General features: G+C 65.8%; 22 protein-coding genes and 2 pseudogenes. 7 read left to right on the top strand and 17 right to left on the bottom strand.

All coding sequences use genetic code 11. The features are described from left to right. Positions 1-87: 87 nt before the first annotated feature. A complete protein-coding gene (locus B4U45_RS12925; protein WP_082275376.1) occupies positions 88-1,659 on the bottom strand; it encodes an FAD-dependent monooxygenase in 1,572 nt (523 codons plus the stop codon). Between the two features lie 12 nt (positions 1,660-1,671). Next, a complete protein-coding gene (locus B4U45_RS12920) occupies positions 1,672-2,766 on the bottom strand; it encodes an ATP-dependent DNA ligase (RefSeq protein WP_075546842.1) in 1,095 nt (364 codons plus the stop codon). Between the two features lie 37 nt (positions 2,767-2,803). Between B4U45_RS12920 and ligD the strand changes: the two genes are divergently transcribed. After that, positions 2,804-3,844 carry a non-homologous end-joining DNA ligase gene (ligD, locus tag B4U45_RS12915; RefSeq protein ID WP_075546843.1) on the top strand — a complete coding sequence of 347 codons (1,041 nt, stop codon included), beginning with the start codon at positions 2,804-2,806 and terminating at the stop codon, positions 3,842-3,844. A gap of 19 nt (positions 3,845-3,863) precedes the next feature. Here ligD and B4U45_RS12910 read toward each other — a convergent pair whose 3' ends face one another. Both B4U45_RS12910 and B4U45_RS12905 read right to left on the bottom strand, forming a co-directional pair. Next, positions 3,864-5,048 (bottom strand): zinc-binding dehydrogenase, encoded by a 1,185-nt coding sequence (locus tag B4U45_RS12910; RefSeq protein ID WP_075546844.1) that lies wholly within the window; start codon positions 5,046-5,048, stop codon positions 3,864-3,866. A gap of 102 nt (positions 5,049-5,150) precedes the next feature. Continuing rightward, positions 5,151-7,547 carry a radical SAM protein gene (locus B4U45_RS12905; protein WP_241780238.1) on the bottom strand — a complete coding sequence of 799 codons (2,397 nt, stop codon included), beginning with the start codon at positions 7,545-7,547 and terminating at the stop codon, positions 5,151-5,153. Between the two features lie 78 nt (positions 7,548-7,625). Here B4U45_RS12905 and B4U45_RS12900 point away from each other — a divergent pair. Both B4U45_RS12900 and B4U45_RS12895 read left to right on the top strand, forming a co-directional pair. After that, positions 7,626-7,916, top strand: a pseudogene (locus B4U45_RS12900) (DUF427 domain-containing protein); the annotation flags it as partial. After that, positions 7,893-8,285 carry a hypothetical protein gene (locus B4U45_RS12895; RefSeq protein ID WP_371687274.1) on the top strand — a complete coding sequence of 131 codons (393 nt, stop codon included), beginning with the start codon at positions 7,893-7,895 and terminating at the stop codon, positions 8,283-8,285. The pseudogene B4U45_RS12900 and the gene B4U45_RS12895, both read left to right, overlap by 24 nt. Positions 8,286-8,761: 476 nt before the next feature. Here the strand turns inward: B4U45_RS12895 and B4U45_RS30415 are convergent. Next, positions 8,762-9,034, bottom strand: a pseudogene (locus B4U45_RS30415) (cytochrome c biogenesis protein CcdA); the annotation flags it as partial. Further along, positions 9,031-9,543: a protein disulfide oxidoreductase gene (locus B4U45_RS12885; RefSeq protein ID WP_240316717.1), complete on the bottom strand. Its 513-nt coding sequence runs from the start codon at positions 9,541-9,543 to the stop codon at positions 9,031-9,033. The pseudogene B4U45_RS30415 and the gene B4U45_RS12885, both read right to left, overlap by 4 nt. Positions 9,544-9,863: 320 nt before the next feature. On the opposite strand from B4U45_RS12885, the gene B4U45_RS12880 reads away from it, so the two are divergent. Beyond that, the gene (locus B4U45_RS12880; RefSeq protein ID WP_075546847.1) at positions 9,864-10,709 is read left to right on the top strand and encodes a patatin-like phospholipase family protein; all 846 of its coding nucleotides are present in this window, start codon (positions 9,864-9,866) and stop codon (positions 10,707-10,709) included. A gap of 69 nt (positions 10,710-10,778) precedes the next feature. Here the strand turns inward: B4U45_RS12880 and B4U45_RS12875 are convergent, their stop codons facing one another. Further along, positions 10,779-11,363, bottom strand: coding sequence for a hypothetical protein (locus tag B4U45_RS12875; RefSeq protein WP_075546848.1), 585 nt, complete (start codon positions 11,361-11,363; stop codon positions 10,779-10,781). Positions 11,364-11,628: 265 nt separating this feature from the next. On the opposite strand from B4U45_RS12875, the gene B4U45_RS12870 reads away from it, so the two are divergent. Then, positions 11,629-13,296, top strand: a complete 1,668-nt coding sequence (locus tag B4U45_RS12870; RefSeq protein WP_241780240.1) for a multicopper oxidase family protein — start codon at positions 11,629-11,631, stop codon at positions 13,294-13,296. A gap of 86 nt (positions 13,297-13,382) precedes the next feature. Next, positions 13,383-14,027, top strand: coding sequence for a hypothetical protein (locus tag B4U45_RS12865; protein WP_241780241.1), 645 nt, complete (start codon positions 13,383-13,385; stop codon positions 14,025-14,027). Between the two features lies 1 nt (position 14,028). Here the strand turns inward: B4U45_RS12865 and B4U45_RS12860 are convergent, their stop codons facing one another. From B4U45_RS12860 to B4U45_RS12840, 5 genes are all read right to left on the bottom strand, one after another. Next, positions 14,029-14,508, bottom strand: coding sequence for an MPT63 family protein (locus B4U45_RS12860; RefSeq protein WP_075546851.1), 480 nt, complete (start codon positions 14,506-14,508; stop codon positions 14,029-14,031). Positions 14,509-14,672: 164 nt separating this feature from the next. Further along, positions 14,673-15,356: a haloacid dehalogenase type II gene (locus tag B4U45_RS12855; protein WP_075546852.1), complete on the bottom strand. Its 684-nt coding sequence runs from the start codon at positions 15,354-15,356 to the stop codon at positions 14,673-14,675. 231 nt (positions 15,357-15,587) lie between these two features. Further along, positions 15,588-16,322, bottom strand: coding sequence for a Crp/Fnr family transcriptional regulator (locus B4U45_RS12850; RefSeq protein ID WP_075546853.1), 735 nt, complete (start codon positions 16,320-16,322; stop codon positions 15,588-15,590). A gap of 71 nt (positions 16,323-16,393) precedes the next feature. Next, positions 16,394-16,972 carry a carboxymuconolactone decarboxylase family protein gene (locus B4U45_RS12845; RefSeq protein WP_075546854.1) on the bottom strand — a complete coding sequence of 193 codons (579 nt, stop codon included), beginning with the start codon at positions 16,970-16,972 and terminating at the stop codon, positions 16,394-16,396. Continuing rightward, the gene (locus B4U45_RS12840; RefSeq protein WP_075546855.1) at positions 16,969-17,271 is read right to left on the bottom strand and encodes a carboxymuconolactone decarboxylase family protein; all 303 of its coding nucleotides are present in this window, start codon (positions 17,269-17,271) and stop codon (positions 16,969-16,971) included. Before B4U45_RS12840 ends, B4U45_RS12845 begins: the two co-directional genes overlap by 4 nt. Positions 17,272-17,409: 138 nt before the next feature. On the opposite strand from B4U45_RS12840, the gene B4U45_RS12835 reads away from it, so the two are divergent. Further along, positions 17,410-17,559: a hypothetical protein gene (locus B4U45_RS12835; protein ID WP_162877232.1), complete on the top strand. Its 150-nt coding sequence runs from the start codon at positions 17,410-17,412 to the stop codon at positions 17,557-17,559. A 76-nt stretch (positions 17,560-17,635) separates the two neighbouring features. On the opposite strand, the gene B4U45_RS12830 is transcribed toward B4U45_RS12835, so the two are convergent. The 5 genes from B4U45_RS12830 to B4U45_RS12810 form a co-directional block, all read right to left on the bottom strand. Continuing rightward, positions 17,636-18,613 carry an SDR family NAD(P)-dependent oxidoreductase gene (locus B4U45_RS12830; protein WP_075546856.1) on the bottom strand — a complete coding sequence of 326 codons (978 nt, stop codon included), beginning with the start codon at positions 18,611-18,613 and terminating at the stop codon, positions 17,636-17,638. A 129-nt stretch (positions 18,614-18,742) separates the two neighbouring features. After that, complete coding sequence (locus tag B4U45_RS12825) at positions 18,743-19,468, bottom strand: cutinase family protein (protein ID WP_075546890.1); 726 nt, start codon at positions 19,466-19,468, stop codon at positions 18,743-18,745. A 12-nt stretch (positions 19,469-19,480) separates the two neighbouring features. Further along, the gene (locus tag B4U45_RS12820; protein WP_075546857.1) at positions 19,481-19,663 is read right to left on the bottom strand and encodes a CsbD family protein; all 183 of its coding nucleotides are present in this window, start codon (positions 19,661-19,663) and stop codon (positions 19,481-19,483) included. A gap of 76 nt (positions 19,664-19,739) precedes the next feature. Further along, positions 19,740-21,542, bottom strand: a complete 1,803-nt coding sequence (locus B4U45_RS12815) for a PPE family protein (protein WP_083153955.1) — start codon at positions 21,540-21,542, stop codon at positions 19,740-19,742. A 70-nt stretch (positions 21,543-21,612) separates the two neighbouring features. Then, a complete protein-coding gene (locus tag B4U45_RS12810) occupies positions 21,613-22,677 on the bottom strand; it encodes an NAD(P)H-dependent amine dehydrogenase family protein (RefSeq protein ID WP_075546891.1) in 1,065 nt (354 codons plus the stop codon). Positions 22,678-22,722: the final 45 nt, after the last annotated feature.

The following is a 22,722-nucleotide window of genomic DNA, read 5'->3' as shown; positions in this document are numbered from 1 at the left end:
ATCAGGGGTTCTTTACGACGAATTCCGAGTAGCACGAACGGTGGACAACGGGGGTCCGCCATCAGGCGGGATCGGGGGTTGTCGTAATCAGGTCAAGGTGACGCCGAACCAGCGGGTGAGCAGGCGATCAAGCTCGTCGAGGTCGGCGATGTTAGGTGTTGGCGCCGCGGACGCCCAGGCTACGTAGCCATCTGGACGTACCAGCAGCGCCGTTGCCGGCACGTCCCCGACCGGGCGTCCGGCGGCGACGGTGACCCGGTCGATGTCGACTGCCGCCTGAGCCACCACGCCGTGCTCGGTGAGGTCTACCAGCAACGGCCTCCCGTCGCGGGCGAGCTCCGCGATGCGGGTGGCTCCGCGCGAGTTTTCGACCGCAAAATCCGGCACCCAGCGCCCGACGAGGGGATGCTCATCCGAACTCGCCGCATAGCGAATATCGGCGCCCGACACCAGGTTGCCGAGGTGGCGGACCACATCGGGTTGCGCCAGCAATTCGGTGAAGAGTTCCCGTAACGCGGTGACTTCGGCCCCGGGCCGAATAAGGGCCAGCTGGGCGCGGCTGTACATGATCACCCGCTCGGCGGCGGGCCGGCGCTCGGCCTCGTAGGTGTCGAGTAGCTCGGGGCCGACCCGTCCGTCGAGCACGGCGGCCAGCTTCCAGCCGAGGTTCATCGCATCCTGCAAACCCAGATTGAGACCTGGTCCCCCGAGCGGCGGCTGCACGTGCGCGGCATCGCCGACCAGCAGGACCCGGCCGGCCCGGTATCGCGACGCGATCCTCGAGTTCACGCCGCGGTAACGCCGCAAATCCGGTGGTGCGCCGGTGGATTCGGGCTGGAGCGGCACAGCCGCGCCCAGCACGCGTTTGATGCTGGCCTCCTGCTCGGCAACGGACATGGGCGCGGTGTCGCTGTCGGTGGAGTCGGGGTTTTCGCGCGGTGCGCTATCCAGCTCGATGGTGAATGCCCCCGGCCGGTCTGTCAGTTGCAGGCCCCAACCGAAGATGCCGTGGGGGGTGCGAAAGTACTGCCGGGGCGGGACGGCACCGAACCCCGGTACATTCAGCGAGCCGTTCACCGGATCCACCCAGTCAAGCGGCGGCAGCACCCCGAACGTCACATGTTCGATGACGTCGTACGACGACATCCCGGGAAAGTCGATGCCGGCCAGCTTGCGGGTGATACTCGAGCCGCCGTCGGCGCCGATCAGGTATTCGGTCGCCAGCTCATAGGCGCCGTCCGGCCCGGCGATGTTGACGGTGACGCCGTCGTCGCCCTGGTCGAAGCCGGTCAACGCGTGACCCCAGCGGAAGTCGACGCCGTATTTCTGGGCTGCGGCCAGCAGCACCTCGATGAGCCTGGGTTGTTCCACCCGAAGCGTGTACAGCTGGTGGTTCGGCACCTGCGCGAAACTGAATGCGAACCCGGCGAAGAACGAGCCGGGGGCGGGTTGCGGGGGCTCATCCGTCCCGGTGAGAGTGCTGTACAGGCCGCGGTGGTCGAAGATCCGAACCCCTTGGCCGACAATGCCCGCCGCGCGAGGTTGGCGGTTAGGGCCGGGACTGCCGTCCAGCAGCACCGGCCGGATCCCGGCCAGTCCCAGTTCGCAGGCCAGCATCAGCCCGTTGGGGCCGGCTCCGGCGATGACGACCTGGACCACGGGGTGAGACTACTAGTCCGTTCCGGTGCCCGCCGCGGTGCGCGGTCCCAAGCCGGTCACGATGTCGTTCAGTCGAAACGACACCGGCTGTTCGAGTTGGGAATAGGTGCACGAGCGTGGATCGCGGTCCGGGCGCCACCGGTTGAACTGGGCGGTGTGGCGAAACCGCGCGCCTTCCATGTGGTCGTAGCGCACTTCGACGACGCGCTCGGGGCGCAGCGGCACGAACGACAGGTCTTTGCCGGCGTTCCAGCGGGAGAATTCGTTCTTGCGCGGGGTGCGTTCGCCGGCTTCGTGGGCCGCCCAGTTCCATGGGTGGTTGTCGAAAGTCGTTACCAGCGGCTGTAATTCGGTGAAGAGCTGCCGCCGCCGCGCCATTGGGAAGGCGCCGATCACACCGACCGAGGCGAGTTGGCCGTCATCCTGGTAGAGCCCCAGCAGCAGCGAGCCGACCGCGTCACCGCCGGACTTGTGCACCCGGTACCCGGCCACCACGCAGTCGGCGGTCCGTTCGTGCTTGATCTTGAACATGACGCGCTTGTCCGGCTGATAGGTGATGGAAAGCGGTTTGGCGATGACGCCGTCGAGACCTGCGCCCTCGAACTCGGAGAACCAGCGCTGCGCGGTCGCCAGGTCGGTGGTGGCCGGGGTGACGTGGATCGACGGGCCGGAGCCGGACAGCGCATCCACCAGCGCCGCCCGGCGCTCAGTGAACGGACGCTTGGTGTAGTCGTCGTCGCCCAGGGCCAGCAGGTCGAACGCGATGAACGACGCCGGGGTGTGCTCGGCGAGCATGCGCACCCGCGAATCGGCCGGGTGGATGCGCTGTTGCAGCGCCTCGAAATCCAGGCCGTGCTCGGTGGCGATGACGATCTCGCCGTCGATGACGCAGCGCGGCGGCAACTCGGCGCGCACCGCCGCGACCAGCTCGGGGAAATAGCGGGTCATCGGCCGCTCGTTGCGGCTGCCCAGCTCGACCTCGTCGCCGTCACGAAAACAGATGGACCGGAAGCCGTCCCATTTCGGCTCGTATGAGGCGTCCGCCGGGATGGTCTTGACGGACTTGGCCAGCATCGGCGAAACGGGCGGTATCACGGGTAGGTCCATGGGTTCATTCTGGCGTGCGGCATGCTGGAATCCAGCTATGGCCGCTGCTGCAGAAGAACTCGACGTCGACGGCATCCGGGTGCGGGTGACCAACCCGGACCGGGTGTACTTCCCGCAGCTCGGCTCCGGCGGCACCAAACGCCGGCTGGTCGAGTACTACCGCGCCGTTGGCCGGGGCCCGATGCTGGCCGCGTTGCGCGACCGGCCCACGCATCTGCAGCGCTTTCCCGACGGCATCGACGGCGAGGAGATCTATCAGAAGCGGGTGCCCCAGCACCGTCCCGACTACCTGCAGACCTGCCGGGTGACGTTCCCGTCGGGACGCACCGCCGACGCATTGCAGGTGACCCACCCGGCGGCGATCGTCTGGGCGGCGCAGATGGGCACCGTGACACTGCACCCGTGGCAGGTGCGCTGTCCTGACACCGAGCACCCCGACGAATTGCGCATCGATCTGGATCCGCAGCCCGGTACCGGTTTTGTGCAGGCGCGGGATGTCGCCGTCGACGTGTTGCGGCCGTTGCTCGACGAACTCGGGTTGGTCGGCTACCCGAAGACATCGGGCGGGCGCGGGGTGCACGTGTTTTTCCGGATCGCCACCGACTGGGACTTCATCGCCGTGCGTCGGGCGGGCATCGCGCTGGCCCGCGAGGTGGAGCGTCGCGCGCCCGACGCGGTGACCACGTCCTGGTGGAAGGAAGAACGCGGCGAGCGGATCTTCATCGACTTCAACCAGAATGCCCGCGACCGCACCATGGCGTCGGCGTATTCGGTGCGCCGTACCCCGATTGCCACCGTGTCGACACCGTTGACCTGGGATGAGCTGGCCGGCGCGGACCCCGACGACTACACCATGGCCACGGTGCCCGACCTAGTGCGGCGTCGTGACGATCCCTGGGCCGGCATGGATGATGTGGCGCAGTCGATTGCGCCGTTGCTGGACATGGTTGCCGCGGACGAAGAGCGCGGCCTCGGAGACATGCCGTACCCGCCGAATTACCCGAAGATGCCCGGGGAACCGAAACGGGTGCAGCCGAGCCGGGATACCGATCTGAAGAGGGATGCCCGCAACGGGTAGCGCCGAACTCATACCGCGGTCAGCGCACCGGTTGTGGGCTCGCGGCGTCGCTCTTCGGGTCGATCAGGATCTTCGCGTGTGCCTCGGGGTCGCCGAGCGCGTCGAACGCGGCCTCGACACCGGGCAGCCCGACGGTCCCGGTGATCAGCGGCGCGGCGTTGACCTTGCCGTCGGCGAGCATGTGCAGCGTGTCGCGGAATTCGAGCGGGGTGTAGCCGAGCACGAACCGCAGGTCGATCTCCTTGTTGATCGCCATCGCCGGGCGGATCTGGTCTGCGCCCATGCAGACCCCGACCACCACAACGCGGGAAAACAGTGGGGCGCTCGCGATGATGCCGTCGATAATGCCTGGGACACCGACACATTCGAAGACGACCGGGTGCTTGGGCGTTGCCGCGCCAGCCGCTTCGGCCACGCGCCACAGATGCCACCAGGGCAGCCGCAGCCGGTGTAGCTTTTCGACGGTGCCGACCGCGAGGTCGAACGCGTCGAGGATGCTTTTCAGGTAGCCCTTTCCCGGTCCATGGGCGGCGGCCGCCTCGTAGGGGGAGTCCTGCGCCGCATCGACGACGACGTCGGCGCCGCAGGCGGTGGCCAGCGCGCGCCGGCCCGCGGAGAAGTCGCTGGCGATCACGGTGCGCACGCCGTGTGCCTTCAGCATGCAGATCACCGCGAGGCCGATAGGGCCGCAGCCGATCACGATTGCGACGTCGCGTTTGCCCACGTCGCCGCGCCGCACGGCGTGCCAGCCGACGGCCATCGGCTCGGTCAGCGCAGCGATCTCCGGCGACAGGCCGTTAGGGACGGGAAACGTCAGCGACTGCTCGACGAGCAGCTGCTCGGCGTAGGCGCCCGGCGCCATTGTCGACAGTCCGATCCCGTGCACCTCGTTGCCGCGTCGCAGCAGCGGCATGGCCACAACCGGGGTGCCGGGCCGGGGAGCTTTGCGGGTGCCGGGGCCGTAGTCGACCACGTCGCCGCAGAATTCGTGTCCGAACACCACGTGCTGATCGGATCGCATGAAGGCGTGGTAGCCCGATTCGTCCATCATGTCGGCGAGTTCGTCACAGTGGTAACGGGCGTGCAGGTCCGATCCGCAGATGCCACACTTGCGGACATCGATCAGCAACTGCCCTTTGGCCGGTTGCGGGGTGCGCTGTTCGACTACCTCGAGCTTCGCGTTGGTGCAGGTTACCGCTCTCATCCTGAGACAGCCTGTTCGGTCGGATTGATGTTGTTGCCGGGGCAAACGTAAGCCTGGACGAACCCGGCTGTCACCCCCCCAGGGCGTCATCACCCGCACCGATCACGGCTTCTCCGCGATCATCAGGGTGTAGCCGAGGCGTCCGGCCTGGACTTCGGATCGCGCCAGCGCGGTGAACGCGCGGACGGTGTCGAGCTGGATACCGTTGTCTGCCAAGGTATCTGGCACGGCGATAGCCAAGGCGGTGATCCGCGAGTCGATGCGGTCGATCATGTCCAGCAAGCTCCGGTCGTGCGACTCGACGTGGCGGATGCGTAGCCCCGCCTGCTGCAGGATGCCGGTGTAGTCGGTGACCGACCGGGCGTCGGCGATGCAAGCCACCCAGGCGCGCAGTGAGGTCAGCTCCGGCGGTAGGCCGGCATCGGTGACGGTGACATCGGTGATGCCGACCAAGCCTCCCGGACGCAGGATCCGGGCGAACTGGCGGGCTGCCGCAGCCTTGTCCGGAAAGGTGCACAGTGCGCATTCGCACACCAGGGCGTCAAAAGCGTTGTCGGCCAGGGGAAGTGCCTCGGCGTCGCCGTGATGGAGGTGCACCCGATGCTGCAGCCCGGCTTGCGCGACGGCCGCCCGGGCGCGCGTCACATTGATGTCGCTGAGCTCCACCCCGTCGACCTCGACATGGTATTCACTGGCGAGCAGTCGTGCGGTGGCGCCCCGCCCGGCGGCGACATCGGCAACCCGCCGCCCTGGCCGTAGCCCCAGCCGGTTTGCCAGCCTGCGGGTCAGTGCCGCGCCGCCCGGATGATAGGAGTCGCCGAGCAGCAGGGTGACGATGTCGCCGGAATAAGCTTCGGCGCAGCAGGCTTTGATCTGCTGCGGTGACAGCGTGATCGGCGTCGCACGGTGGCCGGCCTGCTTGGAACCGTGTGGGGAATCGGTCACCAGACCGGCGAGCGGGGCGGCGTTGGGCACGATATCGGGAACCGGCACGCCGGTGAGCTGTTCGCGGACTTGCTCGCGGTAGCCCACCGAGTTGTAGGCGCAGAACGGGATCAGTCGCCCGTCCGGAGTGAGTTGCTGCACACAGCATTTCATCAGTTGCTTGACGTTCAGGGTGTAGGGGTCCTGGAAGTCCTGGATCACGATGGCGAAGACCCGATCGGTCAGGTTGGCCAGCGCCTCGGGCAGGTTGATCCCGCAGGCGCTGGCGCAGTCGAGCGCGGCTGCCGCCCGCTGCAACTGTTCGATCGTGGTGTCGGTGCCCATCACCGCCGACGCCGACCACAGCTTCTCCAGCGCTTCGCGAATCGCCAGGTCGGGGATCACCCGGTTGGACACGTAGTCGAGATAGTCCTGCACGTCAAGCAGTCGCGGAATTGGCAGCACATGCTCACCGTCGGTGAGCAGATAGGTGATCGATCGACAGGTGGGAAAACAACACGGAACCGGGAAGAAATCGTCGGCCTGGAACCAGGCGGGCAGCTGGGCGGCGATGCCGTGGACGATATCGGAGTTGGTCAGCCTGGTCAGGGGATCGAACTGCAGGTGCCGGCCGGCGTGGGTGACCGGCTGGAACACCACCGATTGCACCGCTGGCTGCGCCATACCGTGACGGATGACGGCGCCGAGTTCGTGGTCGTTGACCCCGCGCTCGACGGCGGCCACCAAGGTCACGGTCAGGCCCGCCGCCGCGCAGTTGTCCAGCGCGCGGGCCTTGATGTCCCGCAGATCACGGCCGCGGATCTGGCGATAGGTGGCTTCCTCGAGGCCGTCGAACTGCAGGTAGATGTGCACTGGGCGCCCCGGCCGGTTGCGCTGCGCAAGGTTGGCGACGAACTGCCGATCCGATGCCAGCCGAATGCCGTTGGTGTTGATGATGACGGTCTTGATCGGACGGGTCTGGGCGGCGTCGACGAACTCCAGGATCTGCTTGTGGATCGTCGGCTCGCCGCCGGAGAGCATCACGACTTCGGGTTCGCCTTCGGCGGCGACGAGTGCGTCGAGCATCGTCTCGCACTGCGCCAAGGTGAGCGCGTAGCCGTCGGGCTGGTGACCGGAGTCGGCGAAACAGATCGGGCAGTCCAGGTTGCAGTGGGTGTTGACTTCGATCAACCCCAGGCAGGCATGCTGCTTATGATCCGGGCAAAGCCCGCAGTCGGTGGGACAGCCGTCGCGGATCTCGGTCTGAAATTGCAGCGGAATGGTGCCGGGTTTGTTGAATCGCATCGAGTCCAAGTACATCTGGGCATCCCCGTACACCAGGGCCTCGAACTCGCCATGGTCGCGGCAGCGCTTGCGCAGATATACCTTGCCGCCGCGGACGTTGACCTGTGCGTCGATCACGACCTTGCACACCGGGCAGATGCTCCTGGTGTACTCGAGGAATACCTCGTCGCGATCCCGTTTCATCGTCGTCACTGGTGCCCCGTTTCCCATCGGCCCGGTAAACCGGGGTAGCTCATCACGGCGGGTAGCGTGCCCGCGCGCAACTGTCATCAGGACTACAGTTCAGCTGCGCGGCGCACCGCAATAGCGTGCTATAGCGGCAAGGATGATTGCAGGAGGTTGACCAGAATGATTCGTGCTGTCTGGAACGGCGCGGTGCTTGCCGAGGCGCCGCGAACCGTCCGGGTGGAGGGCAACGACTACTTTCCGCCGGAGTCGCTGCGGCGCGAGCACCTGGTCGACAGCTCGACGAAGTCGATATGCCCGTGGAAGGGCCTGGCGCACTATTACACCGTATCGGTCAACGGTGATGTGAATCCGGACGCCGCGTGGTACTACCCACGTCCGAGCCCGCTGGCGCGTCGGATCAAGAACCACGTCGCGTTCTGGAACGGTGTGCGCGTGGAAGGCGAGCCGGAAGAAGCTCCTCCGCAAAGCCCATCGTTTAAGGATGGCCGGCTGCCGATCTGGCGCATCGGCATCACCGGCGGTTTGGTCGGCATCCTGTGCTGTGTGGGACCCACCGTCCTTGCGATGTTCGGAATCATCAGCGGTGCAACGGCATTGGTGTGGGCCAACAATCTGTACGGCAACTACGCGTGGTGGTTCCGGCTGAGTGGCCTGGGCGTCCTCGCGCTGCTGGTATGGATTGCGTTGCGGCGGCGCAATCAGTGCAGTCTCGGCGGCATCCGCCGGTTACGGTGGCGGCTGGCGACCACGCTGGGCATCGCGGTTGGCACCTACGCGGTGTTGTACGCGGTGACGACCTGGCTGGAAAGGTTCGCCTAGACCACGGCGTTGAACGCGGTGACTTACCCGGACATGGCGGCGCGCGGGCGCCCCACCAGCAGCACACCCGAGATGACAGTCGAAAAGCTCACTCAGAAAGCCGGTCTCGAGGTCCCGGGCGATGACGAAAGTCGGCGCAATCGGCTATCGGGGCTAGCTCCGCTGAGCGGTCTCGCCCCCGGACTCGGAATGCGGACATTCAGATCCACCTCCATGGAACGAATCCAACCCGCCAATCCGGCTGACGGCGGTGCACCTGTCAACCGCTTGACGATGCAGTGCTACGGCGAAACATGCTGCGACAGGCTAACATTCGCAATCCGAGGGCGCCAGTCAGGAGTGCGGCGAGAATAGCCAGCAGCGGCCATACCCCGAGCGAGTCCACGCGTTGGACCAGCCACGTTTGCACCGCACCGGCGGCTTCAATGACGGGATCCTCCGTGCCGGCGTCGGTGAAATACAGCCGGATCTCATAGTAAGATCACGGTGGCAAACGGAACATACTGCTGCGCCGAGGCGATCAGTGGCGCAATCAGCAGACCGAAGAGGCCGAACACCGTGAGGAATCCGGCTGACATGACAAGCGTGGCCGCTCCAGCACGGGCCAGCGCCGCTGGCCGCGACGTGATCTGGCTGCCGCCGGCGATGACCAAGCCCAGATAGCCTGGCAGGAACGCAAATCCACACGGGTTCAGCGCGGCCACCAGCCCGGCGGTCAGCGCCAGGACCAGCGGGGTCGTGTCGATCACAGGTCAGCCAGCATGCTAACCCGCTTGGTCAACTCGGGTTCGGTCAAGGGACCTTCGACGACGTCGATAGTGCCGTTTGCGCTGACGAACGCGAAAGCCGGTTGCGCCGTCACGCCGAACTTCGCCCAGACCGCCGCGTCGGTATCGGCCAGCTGCGGCATCGAGGTGAGCTGGTATCTGTCGACGAAGTCTCGCATCGCCGGTACCTGGTCTTGCGCGGCTACCCCTACGAAGGTCACCGTGGGATACGCGGCGCCGACTTTGCCGACCGTTGCGGCTTCCCGTTGGCAGACGGGACACCACGGCGCCCAAAACCACAGCACTGCAGGCTTGCCCGACAGGCCTTCGCCCGAAAATATGCGGCCATCAAGGGTCTTGGCGGTGAACTGCAACTGCGCCGGCACGGGCAGATGGGCGCCGGCCGATCCGGACGTCGCGACCGACGCTACCGCCGGCGCCGCAGCCGGCAGCGTGGTAGCACCGCGGGCGCACCCGGCGATCAAGGCGATGAGGGCTGCAAGAGCGACAAGGGGGGCTAGCAAGGCCAAATGGGTTGTGCCATCGCCGATTCCGGCGTCAGTAGGCCGGCGGAATGGCCCGCGCGAGGTTTGGCCGGTGGTCATGTTCAGGTGGCGAACCGGAATGGTCGCGCCGATGGACAGTCTTCTGCTCGTCACGTCCATAGTCCAGCCCAACGGCTCGACGGAAAACACAGGTTGGTCAGCGTGCTGACAATTGTCCATGTTCACGCCGGTTGCGGAACGGTCCGGACCGGGTATCAGCGTGGGATCAGATAGATGCGGTGCCGGTACGTGCTAATAGGTGAACTATGACAACCGCGTTTGTGCTCTCCGGGGGCGGCAGCCTCGGGTCTATCCAGGTGGGGATGCTCCTCGGTTTGGCCGAAAGCGGCATTAGGCCGGACCTGATCGTCGGCACCTCCGTCGGCGCCGTCAACGGCGGTTGGCTGGCGTCGCGTGCTGATGTCGAGGGCATTCGCATGCTGGCCGACCTGTGGCGGTCGATATCGAGAGAAGACGTGTTCCCCACCCGCCCGATCGTGGGGCTGTTGGGTTTTCTCGGTCTGCGTTCCAACCTGGTGCCGAGCCACGGTATGCGGCGGCTTCTCAAGGGCCATCTGCAGTTTTCCCGGCTGCAGGATGCACCGATACCGCTGCATGTGGTGGCCACCGACGTGCTGTCGGGCCACGACGTCCTGCTTTCCTCGGGTGACGCGGTCGACGCGATCACTGCCAGCGCCGCCATTCCCGCCGTCTTTCCCCCAGTGAACATCGACGGACGGGATCTGATGGACGGCGGTGTCGTCAACAACACTCCGCTGTCGCACGCGGTGGCGCTCGGCGCCGATCTGGTCTGGGTGCTGCCGACCGGCTACCCATGCGCGCTGCCCGAAGCACCAAGGGGGGCGCTGGCGATGGCGATATACGCCTTGACCCTTGCCATCAACCAACGCCTGGCCGTGGATGTCGCCACCTATGAGAAATCCGTCGACCTGCGCGTCGTCCCACCGCTGTGTCCACTCGGTGTTACGCCAATCGACTTCTCGCATACCACCCGGCTCATCGAACGATCGCATAACAGCACCCGCGAGTGGCTGGCGACGCGTCGCCCCGTCGTTGGTCAGGCGGCGTTGCTCGCGCCGCATCGGCATTGAACCATCGCGAGCGCCGAAGAATCGCCCTGGTTCAGCGGAAGCGTCTGGTGGCGGCAAGACCGCTCGATACTAAAGCGCCGGTTCGTAGGGGCGACGCGGCCACGTCGGGCTGTGCTCAGGGTCGGAGTCCCGCGTCACGTCGGTACGGGCCTCGTCGCGAGCGTTGGAAGGAAAGGAAGTGTCGACACACCACCAGGCGTCGCAGAGTTTGGCCCACCACTGCGGTACGGGTAGCGGGGAGGCGCCGCAGGCCACCACCCCGTAGGTATCCGGGTCGCCGGGAGCTCCGGGCGACGACGTCACGTATTGATCCACCATTGCGGCGACATTGTTGTCCACGTCGATCTCGCAGTGCACGTTTCCGGCATACGGTGACGGAATGCTCACTTGCATACCAGCTTTCGCCGGATCGGCCAGCATGGTGTTGGTGGTGAATTCGCGGCCTGTCGCGCTCAACGGGGAGGTAGCCGTATAGCTGTCGTTGACCATGTAGATCGCTCGAGCGCTGGAAATGGGCGCGTCCACCTTCACGATGTAGGTGACGTTGTGCGGGTTGTGCGGGTCGGCCAGTGCAGTCGCGGGAGTCAGCAGCCAGCCGAGGGCAGCGCCCGTCACGGCGGCGATTACCGCCCAGCTGCGCGTGGTGGGACTCATGACGGCAGACAATACGCTCCGCCTGCTTTGCCGGCCAGGTTTTTCTGGCCATTGCCGCAGCCTTTGCGGCGAGGTCCGGGCCAGTATTCGGGTGCGCGAGTTCTTTCAACCGAATAGTCATCTGGATAACACTTCTGCTAATCGGCCTCCGGCCCGGATAACCCCGGATAACCTCACCCCGGATAACGATGTAAAAGATCGGCTTCTCCAGGCCGCCTGTGTGGGTTACGCTCTGCGCTGACTTCCACGACGACAAGGATCCGCAATGGAATCTGCATCCCTCGGGCGTCGCCTGCGGCGAAATCCCCTGGACCGCAGGACATTTCTGGCCCTGATGGCTGTCACGGCCGGCGCGGGTGTGATCAGGAGCGCCGGTCCGGCGCGGGCCGGTGGCGAAGAGCTGCTAGACCTCCCTCAGGTGTCCAGCGAGAACGGCGTCTTGGACTATTCGCTGGAGGTGGTGACCAATCCGGTAGAGCTGGGCGGTCGTCAGTTGACCCTGGAGACATACAACGGCCAGTTTCCGGGACCGATCTTGCGGATACGGCAGGGCGACAACCTACGAATTTTGCTGAAGAACCGCATCGTTCCGGTAGGCATTCCCACAAATAATGTTTTCATGGTGCCCTATTGCGCCTCCAAGTCGAACGACCCGCGTTTCGACACCCGGCGAGCTTGCGTCCACGACTTCTGGAATAGGTGGGAGCGAAGGGCAACCATGTTCCAGGAGTTGGTCGACACGAACTTGCACACCCATGGGCTGCAGGTGTCTCCGGAGGACCCCGGGGACAACGTGGGACTTCAGCTGGGCCCGCTGCAAGACCACCAGTACAGCTACAACATCGCGGCCAACCAGCCGACCGGGTTGCATTGGTATCACCCGCATTTCCACACGGCGACGGCCCATCAGCTGTGGAACGGGCTGTCCGGTCCGATCATCGTCGAGGGCGACATCGACGCGATACCCGAGATTGCCGAAATGCGAGAGCGAACCATCGTCGTCAACGAGATGTGGATCGCCGACGACAGTGCCGAGGTGCCGTTCGCCGTGGTGGTTCCCATGGCGGGTCACGCACCCTTCGAATCCATTCCCGCGGTGCCGTCGTCCATGTACTACCCCCTCAACGGCCAACTGCTGCCCGACATCAGTATCAAACCGGGGGAGGCGCAGCGCTGGCGGTTTCTCAACGCGTGCCCGCATCGGTCGATCTGGCTACATGTCGAGGGTCACACGCTGCACCAAATCGCCACGGACGGAACGCCTTACCACACACCGCGGCCCCGGCCGAACATCATGCTGGCCGCCGGCAACCGGGCCGAGTTCATCATCAAGGGGCGTGAGCCGGGCCGCTACCGGATCTACGCGGCAGCCTACGACCAGGGCCACCCCGGCGGTCCGCGCCCCTCGATGCCGTTGGGCACATTGGTGGTGACCGGGAACAAGGTCAACAGCCGGATGCCCACCACCCTGGTGGATCCGCCACAGATGCCGAACCTGCCCATCGCCCGCCGTCGCACCATGGTGTTCTCCGGAGACATCACCGGCCGGACCGGCATGGGAGTGCAGTTCCTCATCGACGGAAAGGAATTCGATCACCAACGGATTGACACCGAGGTCGAGGCTGGCACCATCGAAGAGTGGACGATGATCAATGAGGATGTCTTTCAGCATCCAATTCATATCCATGTCAACCCGTTTCAGGTCGTCGACATCCACGGTATCCCACCCGGGGACACCAGCTGGCAGACGGAGCCGGACGTGTGGTGGGACACCTTCCGGCTACCCCCGTTCGGCCGGTACACCCTACGTATGTATTTCCGCCCCGACGTGACCGGCATGACCGTTTATCACTGCCACATTCTGCCGCACGAAGACAGGGGAATGATGGGCCTTCTCATGATCGATCCGCCCGGACAGCATGCGATGGAGTGATGATGCGCCGCCCACTTGTCATCGCTTTTGTGCTATCGACATTGTCGGCCGTCGGCCTGGCAACAGCCGATCCGTCAATGCAGCCGATGGAGAGCGAAGGTCGCTACACCTTCAACCAACAGCATCGCGACAATCTCAGTTGGTGGAACCGCACCTGGGTGCCGCAGCTCATCCCCAAAGGCGCCCTGCTCGAAGTGCAACTGCCGAGCGATCCGATCCACTGGATTCCCTACGGCGAACCGGACTGTCAGCCGAGCCCGGGCTGGGACTGGGCCGAAATCAGCGGTTCGTGGTACCCGGACGGCCCCCCGCGGCACCAGCGGGTTGCCGTGCAACTTGAAGGTCAGCGCACCGTTCCCAACGAGAACCGCTACCGGGAGTCGGCAAACCCGTACGAACTGCCCGGCGTGTACATCCCGTTCGACAAACGGGTGGACGGCAGCAGGACCATCACGATCTTCGACTACCGACTCCTGCCCGGAAACCCCGACGACTACTGGGCCGGAAGGGGTTTGGCAACAATCTGCCTGCGTCCCGACCCGATCCCCGAGGACGTCAGAGTGCTGGGCTTCCCGCCCGACACGCCGCCCACCTACGTGCTGACGCTTGTCGTCGGCGTGCGGCAGGCCTCCTACGGCGGCGGCCTGCCACCGACCCCGCTACCCCTACCGCCGATGGTCACCCTCGAGCCGGGCGGGCCGGCCGAGCCCGCTGCCGAGGCGCCTGGCTAGCTTATGGCCCCCAAATCATGAGGTCTTCCATCCCGTTGTTCATCGTCACCGTGGTGGGCGAGGCGCCGGTGACGTCGAAGTGGATTTTTCCGGTCGATTGTGCGCCTTCGGGAATGGTGGCTCCACTGATGTTGGACGGCGAAGAGACAAACCACAGAACCCGGTAAGCCGCTTGTTCGGGAGCGACGGCGTTGAACTGCGAAATGGCGGGAGTGACGCTGCCCCGAATGGCCTTGACGGTCGCTGTCGCTTCCCAAAGCTTCCCGGCCACCTGGTAGCCCGGCGTCTCATCGCTGCTGGGCTGCAGGTTGCTGACCTTCCAGCTGAGGACAACCTGACCGACGCTGTCGGTCATCGTCAGTTCGGTGCCAAGTTTGCCGACCATCGGATAGGCGGCCGACGCAGTCGGTGCACTGGTGACCCCGGCGGTTGCCACGACCAGGGTTGCGACTGCCGCCTGAATCAAGGTGGTGATTTTCATGGTGCTCTCCTCGGTGGTTGGAGCGACAACGGTATATATATAAATCACCCTTTTCGCATATGACCACTGTTTTCAAGAATTGTTATCCGCCGCTGCCAGCGCCTCGGTATCACGGGATTTGATCGAGATTTGGCCGGCGCGGGATGCCCACCGCTCGGCCGCAACTAAGCGTGAGCGCTCAGCGCGAGCAGCTTGGTGGCGACATCGACGAGGTCGGTTCCGACGACGTCGGCCGGAGCGAAGACCTCGGCGTAGTGCCCGTCGGTACGGCCGGCCCATCCGGTCGTCCAGCCGGCGCGCTTGGCGCCGTGGCAGTCGAAGGCGTGTACTGCGACCAGCGCGAGTTCCTCGGGCCGGTGCCCGATCACGCCCGCCGCATGCGTATAGACCGGCGACGCGGGTTTCCAGCTGCGAACCTCGGCCACGCTGATCACCTGATCGACATAGCGCCCCAGGCTGGAGCGGTTGAGAAAGTCCATGGTGGCCTCGGCGGTGCCGTTGCTCAGACAGGCTAGTGAGATCCCGGAATCGGCAAGGGTTCGCATGGCGGGTTCGGCGTCGGGGTGGGCGGGCAACGCGCCGAAGCCTGCCATGACGTGGCCCACCGCGTCCTCGTCGAGCTCGTCTCGCGCCAGCGTACGCAGTGCCGCGGCGGCGACCACCGGAAACGGCTGGTAGTCGCCGGCCAAGCTCAGCGCGATCCCGTCGCGCAGTAGCCGATCAAACCAGCGCTCGGCCAGCTCGGCCGCCAGCCCGATGTCGGCGAATCGGGATCGCAATGGCGCCAACGAGATCAGAGTTTCGACGACGTCGAATACCACCGCCTTCGGCCGGTGCGGTAAGGCCATGCCTCACTTACCCCCGGGGTAACCGCCGCAAGGCATGGCGTTCGGCACGCGCTCGGGCTCGGCGTGCGATTCGATGCCGACAGGAACGGTTGCTTTGGCCATGCCGGTTGCTCCTTCGTGATGGCTAGCCGATGGATACCCAATTCGGACGCGGCTATCCCAATATGACCAGCGAAATACTCGACGATGGCGCCGGGCGCCCCCCGGCTACCTCAGGCCCGGATTCGAAAGTTATTGCGCGCGAGCGCGCAACCCGGCCTCGTCGAGGATCTCGATGACCGCATATCCGACCCGGATCAGCTGATCGCGTTCAAAGTCCTTGATCACCTTGTTAATTGACGGACGCTGGACACCGAGCATGGCCGCAATAGTGCGTTGCGCCAGTTCGACGTGGTTCTCGACGGCCTCGTCGAGCAGCAGCTGCGCCAGTTGAGCCGCCAGCGGCCGGCCAAGCAGTCCGATCAACCGCGACTGACTGGCCGACACTCGTTGCGCCACGCTCGACAGCCAACGCCGCGAAATCGCCGGGTGGGTTGCGAGCAGCCGATCGAATGCCTGCCGATCCAGAAACAGGCAGCTCGAATCGGTCAGCGCTCTTGCGGTGTAGGGCGGCGGCATGTCGAGCAGCAGCGGGATGTCGCCGTCGACATCACCCGGGCGAAGCACGTCGACCACCACGCGCCGCCGCCCGGAGCCGACCGCGAGTTCGAGCCGTCCCTGCCGCACAATGCACACCCCGCTGGCGGCGCGGTCGGCCAGGAACACGACCGTTCCCGGGGCAAAGTCTCTGGATTGGAGGCTTTCCGCGAGAGCTGACACATCGTTGGGGTGCAGCGGGGCCGATGCTCCGCGACCCACGCACCGTGCCACCCAGGCTGCGTGTCGGACCTGCGCCTCCGAGGCCTGCTGGCCGCCGCCCAGCGACTGCACGAGATGCCGGAGCGGACTTGCCGGGTGGTCTGACATCGCGCCTCCTTCATGCACCGCCGATCATGTCACGAAGCGGGCGCCGATATCCGGTTCGGCTCGATGCCCGCTCAGCGATAGCCCAGCCGGAGCAGAACTCGAGCATTGAAGGCGCCCTCGGCGGTCGTCGGCAGCCTGAAGTCGAGACCGTCGGCCACCCGATTGATCGTGTTGAACAACGCGCAGACCTCGATCGCGTCCCGGACCGCTTCCGCGCTGACGCCGGTGTCGAGCACCGCGCGCACATCGGGCGGTCCGATTTCATCGGGTGTGCGGGTTAGCTTTTCCAGCAGGCCCAGCGTCGCCCGTACCCGGTCGTCGACCGGGGCGGTACGCCAATCGCTCACTGCCGCAACGGTGATCGTGGGGTCGAGGACAGCCGAAGCGACCGCCTCATGGGTGGTGGCGCAGAATTGGCAACGGTTTTGCTCCGAAACGAAGGCGGCGAAGAGTTCTCGCTCACCGACCGTCCACGGCGATGGTCCCCGCATCACCGCCTGAGCCAGCGAGAAGAACGGCTTGCCGAAGAAGCGTGGACGGTAGTGCCGCATCTTGATGATGTCGGGTATGTCGCGGCGGGTCGCGGCCCGCAACGCCGCGAACACCAGGCGAGTGCCGAATCGACCACGTGCGACGCTGTGCAGTCTCATCGCAACGCCTCGTCGAGGGCGGCCATACCCGCGCGCCGGCGGCTGTCACCCGCACCGAGCGCGGCGGCGATGGTCACCTCGAATATCTGGTCTTCGGAATAGCCGGCTCCGCGCAGCCGCTCCATGTCGCTGTCCTGCACCCGGTAGGCATGCCGGCGCAGCTTGTCCACATATGCCTGCAACGGCTCGGGCAGGTTATCGCCGCGGTAGGCGGCGCGTCGCAGGGCCGGATCCGTATCGGCCGGGGCATCGAGAACAGCGTGGTGAAGCCTCTCCCGCAAGCGTGGGTATCGGCCCATTGTCGGCACCGCGCACCCCCTTGTTGGTGGGCCGGTGTGGCCCGGTACGGCAAGGTGCGTCTGACCTTAGCGATCCCGGTACGGTGCCGTTCAGCGCGGGGCATGCCGGCAACTGGCCGGCCTGTCACCATGGAGTACGTGACCACCGCGATTGTGGTGACGGTGCTGGTGCTGGTGGGCATCGGCATCGTGATCAACGAACTTCTCCGGCTACGCACGTGGTTGAAGAATTCGCCTATCCCGCCCTCCGAGGGGGACGAAACACAGCACCCCGACGCGCTGCCGTGATTTCTCGTCGAGATTGCCGCCACGGTCGTGCACCGACGGAAAACCACAGCCCTAACGGCAATCTCGACGCAACCGGCTACGCCCGCAGGGCTGCGACCGTATCGGCCAAGGTGCTGAGCGGATCCCGATAGGTGATGCCGAGTTCGGACTCGCTGGGCGAGTCGTCCGACTCCGGCATCTGGGTGTAGTACTGCATCCCGGCGGCGGTGAACGGATTGTCGAACGGCAGGTACGGACCGGCCAAGTCCAACAGCGTCCCCGCGACGCGCAGCACGGTGTCGGGAACCGGGACGCTCACCATCGGTGTCTCGGCCACCTGACCGAGCATGGTGGCCAGCTCGGTCACCGGAATCCGGTGCCCGCCCACCATGTAGCGGCGCGGTCCACGGCCCGGTTCCAGCAGCGCGGCATGCACGGCGGCCACGTCGCGGACGTCGATCACCAACCACGCCGCCCGGCGCCCGGGGATCGTGTGCATCTGCAGCGCCGCTTTGACTCCCTCGCCGGCCTCACCGAACTGGTCCCCGACGGGCGGGCCGAGAACCATGCCGGGATAGGTGATGTTCACCGGTGCGCCGGCGTCCTGCAGGCCGCGCGCATAGATTTCGACCTGCGCCTTCGACGTTCCGTAACCGTCCGTTCCGCCGACAACCGGCAGGTCGGCCGTCAGGGTTTCCAAGTCGGGATGGAAAAGCGCGGTGAAACTGGATACGTGCACGATGGGGTCCAGCCCCAGTTGGACGGCTTGGCCGAGGACGTTGCGCGCGCCTTCCATGTTGGTGCTCAGCATCTGTTGTGTCTGGCGCGGATCGGTGGCAACCAGTGCGGCACTGTGCACGACGGCGTCACATCCGGTCAACGCCGCACGTACCGCGTCGCGGTCCTTGATGTCGGCGGGAACGAAGTCCGATGTGTCGACACCCAGTTGGGCGACGGTCCTCTCCAGCTTTGCCGGATTTCGGACCAGGAAGCGCACCGAATGCCCCGCATCCGCGATGGCCTTGGCGGTCCAGCCGCCGACGAACCCCGTACCTCCGGTTACCAGAACATGCATGGAGCGATTGTGCACGGCGGGCCGACCGGCACGCGGCCGGGGCGGGACTCACGAAGCTAGCGCCGACTGTGCATCCGACGACGCAACGCCGACGAAGCGTCGCGTGGTTCACGCTCGGCGGGGGTGGTCCTAGAGGTGGCGCGCCGCGAAATCCGCGCCCTGGCTTGTCATGCCGTTCATCGCATACGAGACGTGGGCTACGGGATCGTTGCCGGCACCGCAAACGCCGTCGCCGTTCGCGCACAACTCGATCGTCTTGGGCTGATACAGCGGCCCTATGGCGATCGGCGGTGCGCCGTACCGGTTCAGGAATTGACCCGACGGTGTTCCGAAAAGGGTAACCGCCGCAACGTGATTGGCGATCTCGGCCGGCATCGGCGCGGGCACTGCGGCCGCCGGAACATCGGGCGGCACGGCGGCGGAGGTGACGTAACCGGCCACGGCCGCCCCCTGAGAGTAGCCGCCGAGTATCTGCCGAGTCGCCGGGCAGCTGGCCGCCATGGATTCGATATGCGTGCTGGCGTCGCGAACCCCGTCGATAACCGTGAGCGGGAAATCACTGCTGGAAAAGTCACTGCTGGCCGGATAGTTGATCGCATAGACCCCAAGTGACCTGGCACCGATCTGCGAGCGCAGCGCCTCCACAAAAGAGGCTCCGATATTGCCGATCCCCGGCGGTTCGCCGGTGCCGCGGGCGAACAACACCTCGACGTCGGGGCATGGCTCGGCGGATGCCGACGGAACCTGGGCGGCAGGTGCCGCGGTCAACGCGGCAACCGTGCCCACTGCGACCGCGGCGCCGGTTGTCAACCGGCGTAGCCGTGCCAACTGCGCCGTCAGCCAGCGCTGGCCCATCGTGGTCATCCCCTACTTCCGGAAGGCATCCTTGACCTTCTCACCGGCAGCCTTCAGGTTGGCCTTCGCCTGGTCGGCCCGGCCTCGGTTCGTGGTATCCGGATTTCCGGTGGCCCTGCCGATCGCTTCCTTGGCCCGGCCGCCCAGGTCCTCGATTTTGTTTTTCAGCTTGCCCTTGTTGTTCTTGGCACTCATTATCCCTGGATACCCGGCATCGGGCGAGGGTGAAACCTCCGCCATGATTCGGCGCAGCGAGTGGGCATCGGGCCCCTCAGCGGAAGAAACCCGACTGCCCGGACTCGCTGTTGAAGCCGCCCGAGCTGTTGCCACCGGTGTTATGCAGGCCCGAGTTGCTGCCGGTGGCACCGGAATTGAAAAAGCCCGAGTTCAATCCGCCGCTGCCCGAATTGAAGAAGCCGGCCACACCGAAGCCTGCGCCCGTGTTGAAGAAGCCGGTAGCGCGGCCGCCGCCGCCCTGGTTCCAGAAGCCGGAGTCCAAGCCGAGACCGCTGATATTGCCTATGCCCGAGCTGTTTTCGCCGCCGTTGAAAAACCCTGAGCTGCCGGAAACCGAATTGCCGAAGCCCGAGTTGGGCCCGGGCTGGTCGGCCGAACTGCCCAACCCGGTGTTCAGCTCGCCCGCGTTGAACAGGCCGGTGTTGATACCGCCCGAGTTCGCCAGGCCGGTGTTCAACGGGCCCGAATTGAAGTAGCCGGTATTGATGAAACCCGAGTTGAAGCCGCCGGTGTTGTGGTTGCCGGAGTTGAAGCTGCCGACGTTGAACGAGCCCCCGTTCGCGAAACCGGTGTTGTGATAGCCGCCGTTTCCGAAGCCGGTGTTGACGCCGCCAAAGGCGCCGGAGCCCGAGTTCCCGACGCCGGTATTGGTGTCGCCGGAGTTCCAGATGCCCGTGTCGACCTGGCCCGAGTTCGCGACGCCGAAGCTGTTGAGCCCGGAATTAGCGATGCCGACGTTGCCGCTGCCGGAGTTGAAGAACCCGATGTTGCCGGTGCCCGAATTGCCGAAGCCGATGTTGCCGCTGCCCGAATTCAGCCAGCCGGCGAGATTGACGCCTCGCTGGTTGTCGCCGGTGAGCCCGATACCGATGTTTGCGTTGCCGGTGTTGCCGAAGCCGATGTTGTTGTTGCCGCTGTTGCCCAGGCCCCAGTTGCGATCACCGACATTGCCGTATCCCACGTTGACGTTACCGTTGTTTCCGGATCCGACGTTGTTGTTACCGCTGTTGCCGTTGCCGAAGTTTCCGCTGCCCAGGTTCCCAGTGCCGACGTTTCCATTGCCCGCCGAACTTCCCGGGCCCGAGTTGCCGAAGCCCACGTTATTGCTGCCGTTGTTCCCACTGCCTACGTTGAAGTTGGCCTGCACCGCGTCCAAGAAGTTCCCGTTGCCGCTGCCGAGGTTGAAGTCGCCGAAGTTTCCGCTGCCGAGGTTGGTGTTGCCGAAGTTTCCGCTGCCCAGGTTGGTGTTGCCGATGTTTCCGCTGCCCAGGTTGGCATTGCCGGTGTTGCCACCGCCCAGGTTGAGCGAGCCGATGTTGCCGAAACCGAAGTTGATCGGTGGCAACTGCGCGACCACCGCCGACGCCAGCGCGTGATAGCCGGACATCGCGGCCGCATCCTGAGCCCACATCTGCTCGTAGCAGGCTTCGGTGGCCGCGATCGCCGGGGTGTTCTGCCCGAACAGATTCGACCACACCAGCGACACCAGCCGACCGCGATTGGCCGCGATCGTCATCGGATGCACGGATGCCGCCCGCGCGGCCTCGTAGCCGGCGGCCGCCACCCGGGCCTGCCCCGCCGCCTGCGCAGCCAGGGCCGCGGCCGTGGCGAGCCGGGCGGTGTACGGAGTGGCCACCGCGGCCATTGCGGCAGCCGCCGGCCCCTGCCAGGATTGACCGGCCAACGTCGTGGTCACGGAGCCGAACGAGCTTGCAGCGGCGGCTAATTCGTCGGCAAGCCGATCCCAGGCCACCGCCGCGGTCAGCATCGGCGCCGTCCCCGCTCCGGCGAAGATCCGCGCCGAATTGACTTCCGGTGGCAGCACCGAAAAGTTCATCGCCCGTGACCCCTTTCCGCCAGAACTCTACGATCGTGTTCGGCGCCGGGGAGCGGGTTTGCGCTATTCGCTATGCGCTGCGCCGCGGCATCGTCCCGCGGGGAAGGGTCAGCGGGAGGTCGTTATAGGTCGCGATGCCGGGCGCCGCGGCGACGACGGCCGGGATCGCGTTGACCACCGGCATCGCCGTCATGATGTGGCCGAGCACCATGAAGTCGGCGATCGTCTCGGCCTGAAAGTACGGCGGCGGCAAGAAGCCGATCCGGGTGGTGACCGTCGGTTGCCCGTCGACCTGGATGACCCAGCCGTCCTGGTCGATCTTCCAGTCCGGTTCGAGCGTCTGCCCCTTGCGCCAGCGGACGTTGAGCTCGACGACGATGGCGCCGTCGCGCACGCCCTGCCAGCTCGCGTGCACACCCGCGACGCAACCTGCCGGTATGGTCCACGACCCGAGATCAAGGTCCGCCGTGGTCTGGGCGTAGTCGGCCACACAGCGCACGTCATCGAGCTCGATCCCTAGCGCGTCGGCGACCAACCGGACCGCTTCGCCGAAAACGGCCGTCCCGTGCGCGGTCATCGCCTGCAGGTCCGGGTGGTCGATCGGCTGGCCGAAGCCGACCGGTTTTTCCGTCGCCGGGGAGTCGTAGAACGTGGTGTCGGCGGCCTCGTTGACGGTGACCTTGTCGATCCGGTCGCAGACCATCGCGGACACGATGGCCAATAGCTCGGCGAAGCCGGGGCTGACGCCGGAGCCGAAGATCGTCGAGCCGCCCCGCCGGCACGCGTCCAGGATCCGGTCGCGGTCGGCACCCAGGTTGTGCCCGGTGATGAAGGCCGCGGTGGTCACCACGTTGGCGCCGGTCGACAGGATGCGAACCAGTTCGTCGACGTTCTTCCACATCGGGTTGTAGACCACGCAGTCCGGCTCGAGGTCCAGCAGCGCGTCGACATCGTTGGTGGCGGCCACGCCCAGCGGTGCGATGCCGCACAATTCGCCGGCATCGCGGCCGACCTTTTCCGGCGACCATGCATAACATCCCACCAGTTCGAGGGCTGGGTTGGCGGCGATCGCCTGCAGTGCGCTCTTGCCGACGTTTCCGGTGGTCCATTGCACGACCCGATAGGTTTTTGGCACTCGCTCAGCATAGGGATGCCGGTTGCGCGGCGACAGCGAATCCCG

The organism is Mycobacterium persicum, from assembly GCF_002086915.1.
Lineage (GTDB): Bacteria > Actinomycetota > Actinomycetes > Mycobacteriales > Mycobacteriaceae > Mycobacterium > Mycobacterium persicum.
This window is presented reverse-complemented; position numbering and strand designations above follow the sequence as displayed.